This window comes from Polaromonas sp. P4_F6, from assembly GCF_056401275.1.
In genome coordinates, this window is sequence record NZ_JBFUJQ010000004.1 from 359,328 (window position 1) to 374,812 (window position 15,485).

The following is a 15,485-nucleotide window of genomic DNA, read 5'->3' on the forward strand; positions in this document are numbered from 1 at the left end:
CGCGTGCGCCTTGTTGACTGTTTCATCCCCTTCATGGCCTATGTGCGCCACTTCCAGGGCCAGCCCTCGGCAAGCGCGGCATCGGTCAAGGACCAGCTCGACAGCCTGCTTTCCGACGCCCGCCGCAAGGCCCAGGAAGCCGGCATTGCCGAGGCCGACACGATGAGCGGCATGTTCGCCGTGGCCGCCTGGGCCGACGAGCTCCTGCTGGCCACCGCCTGGCCGGGTGCCGAGGAATGGAAGCGCCTGCTGCTGCAAAAACGCTATTTCAACGTGTCCAGCGCCGGGGTCGAATTTTTCACCCGCCTGGAGGCCCTGGGCCCGCAGCAGCTGGCGGTGCGCGAGGTGTATTTCTTTTGCCTGGCCATGGGCTTTGCCGGGCGCTACGGCCATGACCGCAATCCCAAGACCCTGGAAGACATCAAGCAGGCCAGCCTGGCGCAGCTGGTGCAAGGCGACGGCCTCTACGGGGATTCGGGCAAGGTGCTGTTTCCGCAGGCCTATGCCAGCGTGGGGCGCAAGGGCGGCAAGCAGCCGGGCGAGGGCCGCTGGCGCTGGCGCGTCTCCTCGCTCACGCTCAGCGTGCTGCTGGCGCCGCTGGCCGTGCTGGCCGTGCTCTACGGCATCTATCACCTGATCATCTGGCAGACGGCCAGCTCCATCATGGCGCAGATCAAATGAAGGCGCTGGGTAGCATCGTCCTCTGGCTGCTGGCCCTCACGGTGCTGGCGCTGCTGAGCTGGGGCCTGGCCCTTTACATGGAGTGGCCGCTGTGGGCGGCCGTGGCCGTGTTCTTCGGGGTGCTGGGGCTGTACCTGCTGGTGCGCTTCATCATCCGCCTGGTGCAGGTGTATCGCTCGCGCAGCCGCATGGCGCAGCTGTCATCGGCCGGCCAGGACAAGGTGGCCAAGCAGGCGTCGCCGCGCGCGGTGCTGATCCGCAAATGGAAGACGGCAGCCGCCACGCTGCGCGCGTCCAGCCTCAAGCGCTTCGGCAACCCGCTTTATGTGCTGCCCTGGTACATGGTGGTGGGCCGCTCCGGCACCGGCAAGACCACGGCGCTGACGCGCACGCGCCTGTCCTCCTCGATCCAGAAGGTCAGCCAGAGCGCGCGCATCGAGCAGACCTCGAACTACGACTGGTGGTATTTCGACCGCGCCGTGGTCATCGACTGCGCCGGGCGCTACGTGGAGGCGGCCGACCTCGAGCAGGACCGCAGCGAATGGGAGCTGGGCCTGGACCTGCTGGCCAAGTACCGCGGCAAGGAAGGGCTCAACGGCCTGGTGCTGGCCATCAGCACCGAGCGCCTGTCCCATCCCGACAAGGACGCGCTGCTGGAAGAAGGCCGCGTGGTGCGCGAGCGCATCGAGCAGCTGATACGCCTGTTCGGCAAGCGTTTCCCGGTCTATGTGATGGTCACGCAGTGCGACCGCATTTACGGCATGGAAGAGTGGGCCCGCCAGCTCAGCGAAAACTCGCTGGAGCAGGCCATGGGCTACCTGGCCGAGCCGGATGGCGGCGAGCCCGGCGAGAACCAGTTCCTCGACAAGGCCTTCGGCAACATCCATGAGCGGCTGCAGGTGCTGCGTACCGTGCTGGTGGCGCGCGGCACCCCGGTCGCGCCCGAACTGCTGATGTTTCCCAACGAGCTGGGCCAGCTCAAGCCCGGCCTGGAAGTGTTCCTGCGCGCCTGCTTCGGCGACAGCGCCTACCTTGAGACGCCTTTCCTGCGCGGCCTGTTCTTCAGCAGCGGCCTGCAGCAGGGCGGCGCCGTCTCCAGCCTGCTGGGCCAGGTGCTGCCGCCGGTGCCGCCGCACCCCAGCGCCAACGCCGGGCTGTTCCTGCATGATTTTTTCGGGCGGGTACTGCCGCAGGACCGCAGCATTTCGCTGCCGGCCTCGCTGCGCAACCCCTGGCGCACCGCCACGCAGAACCTCGGCATGCTGGCCTGGGTGCTGCTCAGCGTCGCGGCGGCGATCTTCATCACCATCGGTTTCCTGGACAACATGCAGACGCTGTCGCTGCTGCAGGAGAAAGACCGCCTGAGCATACGTTTTACCGGCAACCTGGACGAGGACGCGACCACGCTGGAGCGCCTGAGCGACACCATTTCCCTGGTTGAGCGGCGCAACGACAGCTGGAAAAGCCAGTGGATGGTGGAAACCACCAACATGGACGACCTCGAGGACCGCCTCAAAAGCAGCTACACCGGCAATTTCCGCCGCTACATCCTGCCGACCACCGACGCCAACTACCAGGAAGACTCGGAGCGCATCCTCAAGGACGACCCGAACCACGAGTTCGCGCGCATGATGCGCAACCTGGTGCGCTACATCAACCTGCTGCAGGCGCACGAGCGCGGCGCCGACCGCCAGACGCTGCTCGCCATGCCGCAGCGCCAGCACATCTCGCGCTACACCCCCGAGCTCTACACGCGCCTGAACGACCTCTACATCTCCAACATCGCCTGGTCGGCGCCCACCGACCCCTATGTGCCGGTGCGCCTGCGTTATGAGCAGCAGCTGCTCAACCGCCTGGCTTTCCACGACCCCAACCTCAGCTGGCTGGCCGACCTGCCCGACACCAACCCGCTGCACAAGCCCGTCACGGTGCAGGATTTCTGGGTCGGCACCAGCCAGGCCCGCGCGCCCGCGGCCGGGCAGGCGCTGCCCGTGGTGTCCGCGGCCTTCACCAGCCCGGGCAAGAAGGAAATCGACAGCTTCCTCGCGGAGATGGAAAAAAGCATAGACGACGGCCCCAAGTTCCTCGCGCAGCGCGGCGCCTTCGAAGCCTGGTACAAGGAAAACCGCATCCAGGCCTGGCAGAAGTTCGCCACCGGTTTTTCAGGCACCGAACGCACGCTGTCGGGCGAGGCCGAATGGCGCGCCGCCATGGGCCTGATCACCAGCGCGCGCAGCCCTTACTTCCGCGTGATGGACAGGCTCAATGAAGAGTTCGGCGACCTTCCCGCCGCCCAGCTGCCGAGCTGGCTGCGGCTGTCGCGCGAACTGGCCGAACTGCGCCGGCAGGCCGCGCGCTCCGGCACCGCGGGCGAGGCGCTCAATGTGGTGGGGGCCATCAACAACGTGGGCGGCAAGGCCATGAAGGAAGTCCTGGGCGGCGCGCCCAAGCTGGGCCAGGACACCCTCAAGAACAACCTGGACGCGGCGGCCACGCTGCAGAAGTTCTTCAAGGACCTCAACGCCGTGGCCACCGACGTGGTGGTGGGGCCGGCCAAGGCCTACCAGGCGGCGGTGGATTTCCACGGCTTTTCCACCGACCCGGCCGTCAAGGCCTCGGCCCTGCAGTCCACGGCCGACAGCCTGGTCCAGCTGCGCAGGCAGGTGGGCTACAACAGCCCCAGCGATGAAATCGTCTGGCAGCTCATGGGCGGGCCGCTGCGCTTCGTGCTGGCCTACACCGAGGAGCAGGCCTCCTGCAGCCTGCAGAGCGAATGGGCCTCCAAGGTGGACTGGCCGCTGCAGACCGCGCCCAACATGGCGGCCATGGTGGACCAGCTTTACGGCGCCAAGGGCACCGTCTGGGCCTTTGCCGACGGCCCGGCCAAGCCCTTTTTGCAGCGCGACGCGAACCGCTTCGCCATCGTGCAGACCCTGGGCTACAGCGTGCCCTTCACGCGCCAGTTCCTGCCCATGCTCAACGACGCGGCGGGCAAGCGCGTCGAGCAACTGGTGACGCAGCAGCGCGCCGAACTGCAGGACCAGACCGACAAGCTCGCGGTGCAGAAGGAGCAGCTGCAGGCCCAGCAGGCCATGGCCCAGATCGACCGCGCACTGGCCGACATCAAGCAGAAGGTCGAGGCCATCAAGGCCCAGGCCCAGCAGCTCACCATCACCGCGCAGCCCACCAGCGTCAACCCCGGCGCCAAGGCCAAGCCCTTTGTGACGGTGCTGGCCATCCAGTGCGCGTCTGGCGCGCGCGTGCTCAACAACTACAACTTCCCGGTCAGCGACAGCTTCCCGCTGGGTGATCGCCAGTGCGGCGACGTCACGCTGCAGATCAAGATCGAGGACGTGGTGCTCACCAAGAAATACCCCGGCTCCAGCGGCGTTGTGCGTTTCCTGCAGGACTTCCGCGACGGCGCGCGCCAGTTCAACGTCGACGAGTTCCCGGCGGCGCGCGCGCGGCTGGACGCCCTGGGCGTGCGCCAGGTCGGCCTACGCTACAACTTCGAGGGCCAGGACGCCATCCTCAAGGCGGCGCAGCAACTCGAGCAGCTCGAGCGCCAGGAAAAAGACAAGACGGCCGAGAAGCAGCGCCTGCAGGACGCCCAGTTCGCGCGCGAGGAGCGCGGCATCCAGGCCAAACTCTCCAACGCCACGGCAGTGCCGGCCATAGAAGTCTCGCTGCCCAAGCAGATCGGCGTGTGCTGGGATACCCGCATGACACCGCACAAGCCGCAGGACACCCAGGCCTTGTTCAAGGAACTGGCCGCGGCGCAGCTGCAGCAGGGCGCGCCGGCGGCATCAACGCCACCGGCCACCCCCGCCCGCTAAGAGGGGGGGACGACAGCCGGTCGGAGCTCCCCCGGCGTCGTTTTTTTTCTCAATGCCAATTAGCCGCCAGTACAGGCGCGAGCGCGGTTTGCTGCGAAGCCGACAAGCTTGTCTGGCCCATGGGCGGCGGTGTGAAGGCGGCCATGGCCTGCACCAGCGCGTCAACCCGTGTGTCCTGCAGGGTCTTGCCGTCGCCGCTCTTGATCTGTTCGACGTGGTATGGGTTACCCGCATACCAGTTCTGCACCGTGTACTGGTCGGCTGTGCCTATGATGCTGACCTGTAGGTCGGTGCCGGATTTACCAAACCACAGCTGGTTAGCATTGATGCCTGCGCCGAAAGACAGCACATCTGTGACGCCCGGTGTTGCATCATTCTCGACAACACGGTCCTGCCCCATGCCGCGATAAGCCTGGTAGGTATCGCCACCCGCACCGCCCGCCAGGGTGTTGTTGCCGGCATTGCCGACCAACACGTTGGCTTGGGCGTTACCGGTGCCGCTGGCATTCAGGTTGCCCAGCAGCGTGAGGTTTTCTACATTAGCGGTCAGAGAGTAGTTGGCCAGGTAGCTCTGCACCGTGTCTGTACCTTCGCCAGCGTTTTCCAGTACCACGTCGCCCGCATCGTCCACCATAAAAATGTCGTTGCCCGTACCGCCCGCCATGGCATCGGCACCCTCGCCGAACACCGCCGGGGCGGCAACGGAGGCATCCGTGCGCTGGCCAGGGTTCAGCACCGCGGCCGTGCCGGCTTTGATGGCGTTGGACAGTGCATAGTTCTGAATGAAGCCGTCGCTGAAGTACACGTTGTCGAGCTGGACAGCCGTGCCACCGCTGAGCTTGACCACCTCCGCCTGACCGGTGGGCAAACCGCTTTGGCGCGTCAGCGTGATCGTGTTGCCCGCATACGCCGCCGCATAGTCGCCAAGGCGGCCTGTGAGGTAAATTTCATCAACGCCACCGCCCAAACCCGTGGCATCCACACTGCTGCCGGCCGTCACATAGACCTTGTCAACGGAAGTTGAACCCAAAATCTGCAGGGTCTGGCCCACATGGCCAGAAGGGAGCCAGCCACCCGACATGGTCATCTCCACCACTTGGTCTCCCACGGTGGATCGAGCCACCATGCCGTTTCCGGTGTTGATGACATACAACTTGTTTATCTCCGGACTGTGGCTATCCATCACATCATCACCAGCGCCTCCCGTCAGCGTGTCATTGCCCCAGCCGCCACGGAGCGTGTTGTTGCCGCTGTTGCCGGTGAGCGTGTTGTTCAGGGTGTTGCCCGCGCCGTTGAGCCCGGCTGCACCGGTCAGGGTCAGGTTCTCGACATTGGTGCTCAGTGTGTAGCTGATGCTGGACCGCACGGTGTCCATGCCTTCTGCGACGTTCTCTACCACCACGTCGCCCGCGTCATCCACAAAATATTGGTCATCGCCCAGGCCGCCCACCAGCCGGTCGGCACCCTGGCTCAGCAGCGGAATGCTGGCGGGCCAGGCTTGCGTTCTGCCCGTGAGCCAGCCTTGCTGTATCGGGTGAAACAGCGCGGTGCCTGCATTCATATCAATATCAGCCAGGCGCGTGTCGGCGAAAACGTTGAGCCCAATGCTGCCATCGGCAAAGTACAGGCGGACATTCCCATCGGACACAAGCGCCATGGCAGACTCGCTTTGCCCTGCGGACAGGCCCGCAATGCGGGTGAAGGTGTAGACACCCGATTCCTGGTTAATCGCCTGGCTGTAGTCGGCCAGCTTCCCGCTCAGGTAGATGCGGCTTCCGCTCGCATATATCTGGCTGCCATCCATGCGGCTACCCGAGGTGACATAGACCGTGACCAGATTGCCGCCGCTCTGAACCTTCAAGGACTGGCCCGCCGATACGGAAGGAACAATGCCATCGCTGAGCGCAAACGCGGTGACGGCACCAGTCCCGTCCACGGCGTATCTTGCGGCAGCGGCCCCCGTCACATACACAGTCGCCGAGACACCGGCAGTTGTGACAGGGCCATCAAGCACATCATCGCCAAGTCCGCCTATCAGGGTGTCCGCGCCGTAGCCACCTATCAGCACATTGCTGGCGCTGTTGCCGGTAAGTAGGTTGTCCAGCGAATTACCTGTGCCGCCAATGGTGGCTGTGCCCGCCAGGGTCAGGTTCTCGACGTTGGCTGTCAGGGTGTAGTCCATGGCACTGCTGACAGTGTCCAGGCCCTCGTTGGCGTTCTCAACCACCACGTCGCCCGCGTGATTGACGGTATAAGCGTCGTCACCGGCCAGGCCTTCCAGCCTGTCGGCGCCCACGGTGCCGGCCAGGGTGTCCGCGCCGGCCGTGCCGACCATGCGGTTGACGGCCGCCGTAGCCGCGCTGGTTACGCTCTCCGTGGCGCCAAAGCCATCGATGTAGCTGATGGCCGCACGCACCCTTTGCCCGGCCAGGGCCGGCGTGAGGGTCAAGCTGCTGCCGGTCGCGCCGCTGATAGCACTCCAGTTAGCCCCGTCTGTGGAGCTTTGCCATTGGTAGCCCAGCGCGCCCAGTCCATCAGCATCGGCCAGAGTGCTCGCGGCGCTCAGGGTGTCGCCTTGCTGGACAGTCGTCACGCCATCAACGGACAAGCCGCCACGCAACAGGCTGACGGTTCCGGTGGGGGCATCGTTGACATTCGCCACCGTCCCCGTGGCCGCGCTCATGACGGCTTCGGCCGTGCCCAAGCCATCGGTATACGCGGCCCTGACGCTGAGGGTCTTGCCGACCTGGGCTTGCATGAGCGTCAGGGAAGCCGCCGTGGCGCCGGCAATCGCTGTGCCATTGGCAAACCACTGGTACGCCACAGCGCCCAGGCCGTCGATGTCCGCGAGTGTGTGGGCCGCACTCAAGACGTCGCCTTGCTTAAGGGCGGTGGCGGTCGTGACGGTTGCGCCGGCCCGCAGCACGCTGACCGTTCCCGTGGGCGCATCGTTGACATTGGCCACCGACGCGGTGGATGCGCTGGCTACACTTTCGGCCGTGCCCTGCAAATCAGTGTAGTTGGCCTTGACGCTGATGGCTTTGCCAACATGGGCTTGCGTCAGCATCAGCGTAGAGCCGGTGGCGCCGGTGATTACCGTGCCGCCCGCCAGCCATTGATAGCTGACCGCCCCCAGGCCATCCACATCGGCCAAGGTGTTGGCTGCTGTCAAGGTCTGGTTCTGGGTAGGCGTGCCACTGATGGTCACCGTTCCGGTGGGCGCGTCATTGACCGCCGTGACGGCTACTTTGGCCTGGATGGCCGTCGCGGACTCCGCACCGCCGTTGTCCTTGGCTACAGCCGTAAAGGCATTGAGCGTGCCATTGGCGTTCAGCGCCGGCGTCCAGTAGGCGTTGCGCGTCGCGTCCACGGTGTTGTTGGTGCTGGCATTCCAGGCCGCGGCCGTGGCGGCCGTAGCCCCTATGCGCAGGCCGCCGCTGCTCACGGCCTTGATGACAAAGGCGCTTACTGTGCCGTCAATGTCGGCCCCGTTGCCCTGGGCCTGCAACTGAGCCAGTGTGATTTGCGCCTCGTTGTCTTCGTTGACCTTCGTGCTGTTAACGTAGTTCAGCGAGTTGGGGCCAGCAGCTTGCGCAACCTGCACTCCAATCAGGTTGACAAACTGCGCGGGAGTACTGCCGGTACTCCAGATGTCTTGCGCGACCTGACTCACACGCGGCGCGCCAGTGCTGTTGTTGCCATCACCGCTCCCATTCCCACCCATCTGCTGCTCGGGCATGGACGAAAGCCGGCGAATTTCGGGACCGATGTAAGTAGAAAATTCGACTCTGTTGCCCACTTTGGACAAATAAGACACCGAACCGTCGAGGTTGACGAGTGCAGCACTGCCGTTGGGAGTGATATACCAGTCGCTCGCAGAAACCTTCTGCACAGTACCGTCGGGCAAAGTGAATTGACCATTGCCCTGGCTGTCGAATTTTCCGATAGCACGGGTGACGGCGTCGTAATAAGTTTTGGCGTTGGTCGCCGGATCGGTGATGACGACAACGCTGGGATTGCGGTCAGAAGCGTTGGTTTTGAATGTCTCGATCTTTGCGCCGGGTGGCATCCAGGCAATGATTGGATTGGCATCGCCCAATCCTTGCGTGTAGAGCACCTGCGCGCCCCCACCCGAGTTGGAGCGACCTAGGTACAAGCCGGAAGTAATCTCCGTGACGATCCGGTAGCCTGGCATCACCGCCCCGCCCGGGGCAGGCGCAATGCCCGGAGCGCTGATAGTCACGGTGCTATTGCCGGGCTTGATGATGACCAGGCTGCCATCGGCACGCATGTCAAAACGGCTACCTGCCGGAATAGCCTCCTGCGTGAAATTGGCACTGGTAGTGCCCTGACGATAGAGATTTCCGGAGCCCGTGACGGGATCAAAGTACAGGTTGATGCGGCCCCCGTTGCCGTTATCGGGATAGCCATTGGCCTGCAGGAAAGCGATCACCCGGGCCCGCCAAACTTCGGGCGCCTGGGTGAACAGGCCGTGACCGCTTTCGCCATTGGGCGGAAACAGGACGTATTCGCCGACGCCGCCCGCGGCCTTGAAAGCGTCAAACCATTGCTTGGGAAACTTGGGACCGAAAAACATGTCGTTTTCGGTGTAAACCCACAATGTGGGAATACGGGCGGTTTTGCCGTAGGTGGCAAACATGCGTTCCAGCAAGGGGGTAGCGCAGGGGTTTTGCGGCATGGTGGCGGGGTTGCCGCCACCGCCGCCCGCGAAGTTAACGATGGCCTGCACGCCGCTAGGGTTCATGGCCGCTACGGTAATGGCGGTGGCGCCGCCCATGGACTGCCCCATGACGACGGCGCGGTCCTTGGCCGTATCAGGCCGCTGGCGCATGAATTCAAGTAACTGCACGGTTTGCTGGGCCGCGGCGGCGTAGCCTGGAGGATAGTTTTTACGGCCGCAAGGGCCGGTGTCTTCCACATCCTCGCCGCCACTGTCACCGTAACCTACGCGGGTGGGTACGGCCACCATGAAGCCCAGCCGGGCAAACCAGCGGGAGTTGGCGGAGGTCCTGACCCGTCCCATGGCGGCGCGTTTTTCGGGCTCGGGTGCGCGGCCATGGTTCAGGACCAGCACTGGATAGGGCTTGGGCGCGGCGTCATCGAAGTACACCGTGACCACGATGTCCTGCGCAATGGCCTTGCCGTAAGCGTCGGTGACCTTGACGGGAACTTTGGTGACCTCTTCGACCACCTTGGCGCTTGCAGGGCCGGCACAGAACAGCATCGCCACAAGCAGCGCGTAGGCAGCGCCATTTTTTACGGCGGTAAATAAAAAAGAAAAGTGACGCATAGAAATCTCCCCGAGTTTTTTTGCAGGTTTACTGTTCGCTCAAAGCCAGGGGCCGCTCCCGCGTCCAGCGGTTGGCCGACAAGGAAAAACTCATCGCACGCACATGGTGAAACCACCCGGCCGGCAGAAACAGCATCTCGCCAGCCTGGAGCACACATTCAATCGGCCGCGCCTGCTTCGCCAGCGGAAATGCCGAATAGTCGGGCGCCTCGGGGTCAAACGAGGAAGCGAACAAGGCCGGATTGGCTTCGCGGAGGTACAGGAATTGAGCGTGGTGCGGCGGATAAAGAAGAAAGCGCTTTTGCCCCCAGACCTGCGCAAACAGGTTGTCGTCGTAATCGCAGTGCAAGGGGGTAACCGTGCCTTCAGGGCCAAGCCAGATACGGGGCTTGTCCCATTTCTGGAAATAGTCGGGCCATTGGCACAAGGCGGTGAGTTCGGGCAGCACCTGGTTGCCCAGGTAGGGCGGCAAGCCGCCGTCATCCCCTTGGGCAATCAGCTGGAAGTAGCCGGCCAGGGTCATGTCCCTGCGTTGCCGCTGCGGCGTAAAGGCCGTCTCCACATAGTCAGCCACCCGCGCCTGTACCCGCAACGCCGCAAACTGCTCCTGCAAGGCCTGCGGCGTAAGCGCCGCCAGCGGCCACTGTTTGACAATGCCTTTCAAGATAAAGGGCTGGCCCGCCTTGGCCATCGCCACAAAGGCCGCCGAACCCAGTGTGTCGACCTCGGGAACGCTGGTGACCTCGGCAGCCCTGTGGGAGGCTTCAATCACCTGCTCCCGGATTCGCGCCAGGGTTTTGGCATTGCGCGGGCCGGAATTGGGATTGGCGTTCTCTGCCAAGGTTGGCTTGGAAGCCTTCGCTACTGGCCCGGGCACCGGATTTGGCGCCGGCACCGGCGCCGCCAGTGTTTCCAGCGACAGCCTGTGAATCGCCTTGCTGATCATCTCAATTTCGGCGAAAGAGTTCACCGTGGCGATCCTGGCAAGAATGGCGTCCTTGAGCTGTTCGGTATCGAGCAGCACCCTGGCGGCTTCATCCATCTCGGCCAAAACCTCGGTGGCAGCCTGGGCCAGGGTTTGGCCGCGCCCGGCCGCATGGCTGATCAGCACGGCTGCGTCGATGTTTTGCGGCATCTGCCCGCCGTGCGCCAGCACTTCCTGCGCAATGCGCCCCTTGTGCTTGAGCACCATGTCGTCCAGCAGATAGTCGGAGACATATTCGCGCCGCAGGGTATTGATTTTCAGGCGCAGCTGCACGCCCAGCCTGAGCCTTTCCTGCTCAAGCTGCTCCGGTACCGGCTGCGCCGCGAATTGCCGCGGCGTGGTGTGCTCCGGCTTGGCCTTGAATTTCTCATCGGTCTGGGGTGCAATCTCATTCATCAGGCGATGGCGTACGGCCATGAGTTCTTCCTGATCGGTGGCGGCATCAATGGCGACGGCCATCGCGTCTCGCAGCACTTCGGTTTCGAGCAGCACACGCATTTCGTCCCTGTACGCATCAACGGTGCGTCTGGCCATGGCCTGCAGGCTGATTCCCCGCGCAGCGGCGCTGGCGGGTAGAAGTTCCCAGCCCTGTATCTCATCAGCCGCACCGCCCGATTCACCGGGCTTGCAACTCAATATCGCCCTGGCCTCCTCAAGCCTGCGCGTACGCGTCGCATGACCCATCGCGGAGCGGGGCATCAGGGGTTTGCGCAGAACATCAATTTTGTCGCGCAGCAGCTTGTGCAATGCCTCCTTGTTGCTGGACAGCAGCGCCTGTGCCGAGCCGGGCTTTTTGTCTTCGCGGGCATCGGTAAATTCCATGCCGTTAAAGCGCCAGCCCCAGCAATTGCGCAGGCTGATGCCCTTGGGCAGTTCACCCTGGTAAGGGCTGACGTAGTACCAGTCGCCTTCGGTGGGTGGTGTGTAGTTGGGGTCGTCGGTGAAATAGACCACCCGATGGGACTTGACCTGGCTGACGACGAACCAGGTTGTTGCTGCAGCATCGGCCGCCGTTGTGTCAACGAGTTGGAGATGAGAGGTCATAGGGTGGCTTCCGTAAGGCATTGGGGGGTTGTGCGCGAGGGCCTGGCTTTTGGGTCGGTCGTGGCCTCGGCATAGTGGGCATGGATGTCAAAGGTCAGCAGCCCTGATGACGAGCTGGCCGCTACCAGCACGGCTTTTCCCGACGCGTCTACGGCGATGGCCGGTGGCTGGTGATAGCTGCCGGGAATGCGGCCCTCCCAGACCTTGATTTCCCGGGCCGGGTCAAACACCGCCAGATGACCCTGGCGAGACAGCACCACCAGGTAGTTGCCGCAGCGCACGGGCTGCCAGCACCCCGGGCTGCGCAATCGGCTGAGCCAGCGCGTGGCGCCTGATTCAAGGTCCAAGGCCATGAAATGCCATTTCCCGTCCATCACAAACACAGCTTGGTCGTCGGCCACGAGGAACTGGTGCCATAGGCCTTGGCCATAGCGGCGAGTCCAGATCACTTCGCCCGTGGCTGTATCCAGGCAATGCAAGCGACCGCGCTCGGTGGCGACATAGAGGCGGCTCTTTCCTTGAACCGCGGCGACCAGTGCTTGCCCTCTCACCAGGCCCTCGGTCTTGAAGCGCCACTTCACGCTACCTGAGTCCGCATCCAAGGCCAACAGGCTTTCGTCATTGCAGGGAGCCACCACCAGGCCGGTAGCCGCGCAATAAGCCGCGCTTCCCGGCGGCCACCAGGCATGCCTGTGTTTCCACAACAGGCGGCCTGTCGCGAGGTCCAGGCACTGAAGATGGCCGCAAGGCTGGCCGCCATTCCACTGCTCGGTGTTGATGAAGACCCGGCCGCCTGCTTCGTCAATGGCAGGTGTGGCATGGATGCTGGAATCGATTTTCCAGCGCCACTCGATGGCGCCGGTCTGTGCGTTCACCCGGGTTAGGCTGCCGTCGTAGCAGCCGTAGATGAGGCTGCCCTGCACCAGCTGCAGTTTCTGGACAATGCCTTTTTTCGGGCTCTCCAGGCTGGGCACGGACCAGTGAATGTCGCCCGTGTCCAGGTCGTGTTTCCACAGCGTGCTGTGTTCGTCGGCGACAAATACAGCGCCGTCCGCAATGACAGGCGCGCATTTGGTGGGATAGCTCATGTCTCTGTTCAAGCCCACGCGCCACCAGCGCGGAGTTTCGTTCACAAAATCAGGGGCACTGCCTTTCATCAGCGGCGGCACTGCGTCGTGGCAGTCGCGGCTCAGGCCTATGTCGTGGCGCGCGAACAGGCTCACGACGGGGAGCTGCGAGGTGCTGATCTGGCGCGAGCCCAGTGGCTCCCACATGTCGAAGAAGAGCGCCAGGGCCACAATGTCGAGCTTGATTGAGTCGGCCTTGAGCGCTTCGCGCACCAGCGGCAGCGCGGAGCCGGCCTTCATGAAGTCGTCCAGCATCACCGCGCGTTTACCGGCGGCCGAGGCGTGGTCGCCCTCCACCCAGCGTTTCTGGTTGTGCGCCTTGCGCTTGTCGCGCACCATCAGGGTTTGCAGCTCCACACCATCGGCTAGCGCCGCGAGCGCCGTCGAGAACAACAAGGGTGACGCGCCAAAGCCAGGGCCTATGAGCACCTGGGGTGCATAGGGCTTGACCAGTTGCCACATGAGGCGGCCGGCCATCTCGGCGTTCCGGCTTTGCGTCAGCATGCGCCTGAAATCAAACACCAGCTGGTCGCTGAAGTAGATCGCCTTGTCGATGATCTGGCGGCGCAGTAGTTCCCACTCGGGGTATTGCTTGACCAGCGACGGCTTGCTCAGATGCACGGGATACTGCAAGGTGCTACCCATGAGCGATTTCCGAATGGGCATGTGCCAGCGCGAGAAAACGGATGAAGAAAACCCGGCGCGCCGTCGTCCAGCGAAAAGTCAAAACCATAGATCGGCAGCGGTGCCGACTCATCGAAGGCCAGGATCAGTGCGCTGCCCACCGCCAGGATGACGATCACAATAAAAACAATGGCGAGGCAAGTCAGGCGATAGCGGTAAGCTGCCGTTGCGCTGAAACGCGAGACATCGCGGAGGGATTTTTTCATGGCTTTCCTCTTTGAGGTAAAGACTGTTCAAACAAAAGAATGGGTGAGCTGGTGACCAAGCTCCAAGCTCCGCAGGTCTTGGGATCCTCTGTCACCTCGGTGGCGCAACCTGCACTCAGGCCTAGCAAAGCCGGCATCAAAATGCGGCTCAGGCGACGCAAGTTCGCCGTGTTGTGGGGTTCGCCATGCATGGGCTTGACTGACAGTGGTGGACGGGCCGCACGGGCCTGGCGGCCTGGAAAGGGCGGGAGCTTGAAAACGGTTGATGTTTGAGCCATGGCGAGGTTTCTTGTTTCTCGGTTCGCGTGGAGTCAGGTTTGCGAGGCGAAGACGAATCTGTTTTGAGGAGTAGCCCAGGCCGGGAATTTCGGGGCCGCCTTTAAAGCACGGGCCGATTATTCAGACGCCCCTGTGCGCAGGCGCGGGGTTTGTCTGCATGCGGACTTTTTAAGAGGGATTCATGGGCTTTGGTGAATATTCACGCACACGAAAAGCCTGCGAGCGGCCCAACAAATGAGTGTCAATGCACACAGACTTGTCACCAAACCAGTGTCAATGTGCACACACCTTTCGCCGGACGCTTTCGGGGAGCCGGCTTATTCTTTTGCCTGCCGGAGCCTGAGGCGTCTCATGATCACCCGGGCCTGCGAGATCCCGGGCACCTAGGTGGTGAACAAGCCATGCCCGTTCTCGCCATTGGGCGGAAACAGGACGTATTCACCGACGCCGAACTGGCGGCCGGTTTTCCGTTCGTGTGTGTCCTCATCGCTCCCCTTCGCTACAGAAACCTCCCGTCGCTTTGCCTGCTGAGCAAAGCTCGTGGCGGTCGCTTGATGGGGAGGTGTTTTGATGTTCCGCCGCTGGCTGCTTGCCATGGGTTGGTTGAGCTTTTTTGGGGCAAGGCTGAACGGTATGCGAGCCTGCGAAGAGGGGCGGGGCGGATTGTCCGTGCGCGGCCAATCTTTGTTGGATTTATCGACGCCGGATCGTTAAAACCGGGAAGTCCGGGCGTGGCTTGCCGCGAAGGGGTTCCGGCGCGCTGAGAGTTGGCAGATCAATTTATCCGCAGATTACGCAGATTTCCACAGATGAAGACAATCGCAGTGCAAGGCCGCGTGATCAGCAAATGGACTCAGACGTGAAGTCCTGAGTACAAATTCTTTGCCTTTAATCTGCGGAAATCTGCGTAATCTGCGTAATCTGCGTAATCTGCGGATATGGCTCTTCTGCTTGCCAGTCTTCAAGTCACCAGCTTGACCGCGGTCGCCGCATCCAAGGCCACAATGCGCGCCAGCAGCGCATCGGCCGCGTCCCGGTCTTCCTCGTTGCGCGTCATCACGCCGTAGGCGACCTGCAGGCCGTCCAGGGCCATGGCCGGGTCCCAGGTGCCCAGCTGGTGGCGGTCTATGGCTTGCACCACGGCTTGCGCAAAGGCCTTGAGGGCCGCGCCGGGGCGGTGCTGCAGCAGCAGCTCGCACAAGCGGATCTGCAGCAGCAGCTGGTCGCGCGCCGTGGGCTGCAGCGCGAGCTGCTCCTGCAGGCAGGCCGCGGCGCTCGCGAGGTCGTCGTTGGCCGCCAGTGCGCGTGCATTGCCGATGGCCGCCGTGACCG

8 protein-coding genes are annotated in these 15,485 nt (G+C 63.3%); 3 read left to right on the plus strand and 5 right to left on the minus strand.

Features of this window, described 5'->3' with window-relative positions; all coding sequences use genetic code 11:
* Positions 1-3: 3 nt before the first annotated feature.
* Together AC1DUN_RS13420 and AC1DUN_RS13425 are read left to right on the plus strand one after the other, a co-directional pair.
* Positions 4-681, plus strand: coding sequence for a DotU family type IV/VI secretion system protein (locus tag AC1DUN_RS13420; protein ID WP_477714363.1), 678 nt, complete (start codon positions 4-6; stop codon positions 679-681).
* Positions 678-4,517, plus strand: coding sequence for a type VI secretion protein IcmF/TssM N-terminal domain-containing protein (locus AC1DUN_RS13425; RefSeq protein ID WP_477714364.1), 3,840 nt, complete (start codon positions 678-680; stop codon positions 4,515-4,517). Before AC1DUN_RS13420 ends, AC1DUN_RS13425 begins: the two co-directional genes overlap by 4 nt.
* Positions 4,518-4,566: 49 nt before the next feature.
* On the opposite strand, the gene AC1DUN_RS13430 is transcribed toward AC1DUN_RS13425, so the two are convergent.
* Genes AC1DUN_RS13430 through AC1DUN_RS13445 form a run of 4 tightly spaced genes read right to left on the minus strand, consistent with a single transcriptional unit; the run spans position 4,567 to position 13,874 of the window.
* Complete coding sequence (locus tag AC1DUN_RS13430) at positions 4,567-9,828, minus strand: serine aminopeptidase domain-containing protein (protein ID WP_477714365.1); 5,262 nt, start codon at positions 9,826-9,828, stop codon at positions 4,567-4,569.
* Positions 9,829-9,856: 28 nt separating this feature from the next.
* The gene (locus tag AC1DUN_RS13435) at positions 9,857-11,857 is read right to left on the minus strand and encodes a cupin-like domain-containing protein (RefSeq protein WP_477714366.1); all 2,001 of its coding nucleotides are present in this window, start codon (positions 11,855-11,857) and stop codon (positions 9,857-9,859) included.
* Positions 11,854-13,629, minus strand: coding sequence for an outer membrane protein assembly factor BamB family protein (locus tag AC1DUN_RS13440; RefSeq protein ID WP_477714367.1), 1,776 nt, complete (start codon positions 13,627-13,629; stop codon positions 11,854-11,856). Before AC1DUN_RS13440 ends, AC1DUN_RS13435 begins: the two co-directional genes overlap by 4 nt.
* Positions 13,596-13,874, minus strand: coding sequence for a hypothetical protein (locus AC1DUN_RS13445; RefSeq protein WP_477714368.1), 279 nt, complete (start codon positions 13,872-13,874; stop codon positions 13,596-13,598). The genes AC1DUN_RS13440 and AC1DUN_RS13445 overlap by 34 nt, the downstream gene beginning before the upstream one ends.
* Positions 13,875-14,554: 680 nt before the next feature.
* On the opposite strand from AC1DUN_RS13445, the gene AC1DUN_RS13450 reads away from it, so the two are divergent.
* Entirely contained in the window at positions 14,555-14,917 is a 363-nt protein-coding gene (locus AC1DUN_RS13450; RefSeq protein ID WP_477714369.1) for a hypothetical protein, read from the plus strand.
* Positions 14,918-15,114: 197 nt separating this feature from the next.
* Here the strand turns inward: AC1DUN_RS13450 and AC1DUN_RS13455 are convergent.
* The coding region (locus AC1DUN_RS13455; RefSeq protein ID WP_477714370.1) for a type VI secretion system domain-containing protein at positions 15,115-15,485 on the minus strand (371 nt) is incomplete at its 5' end.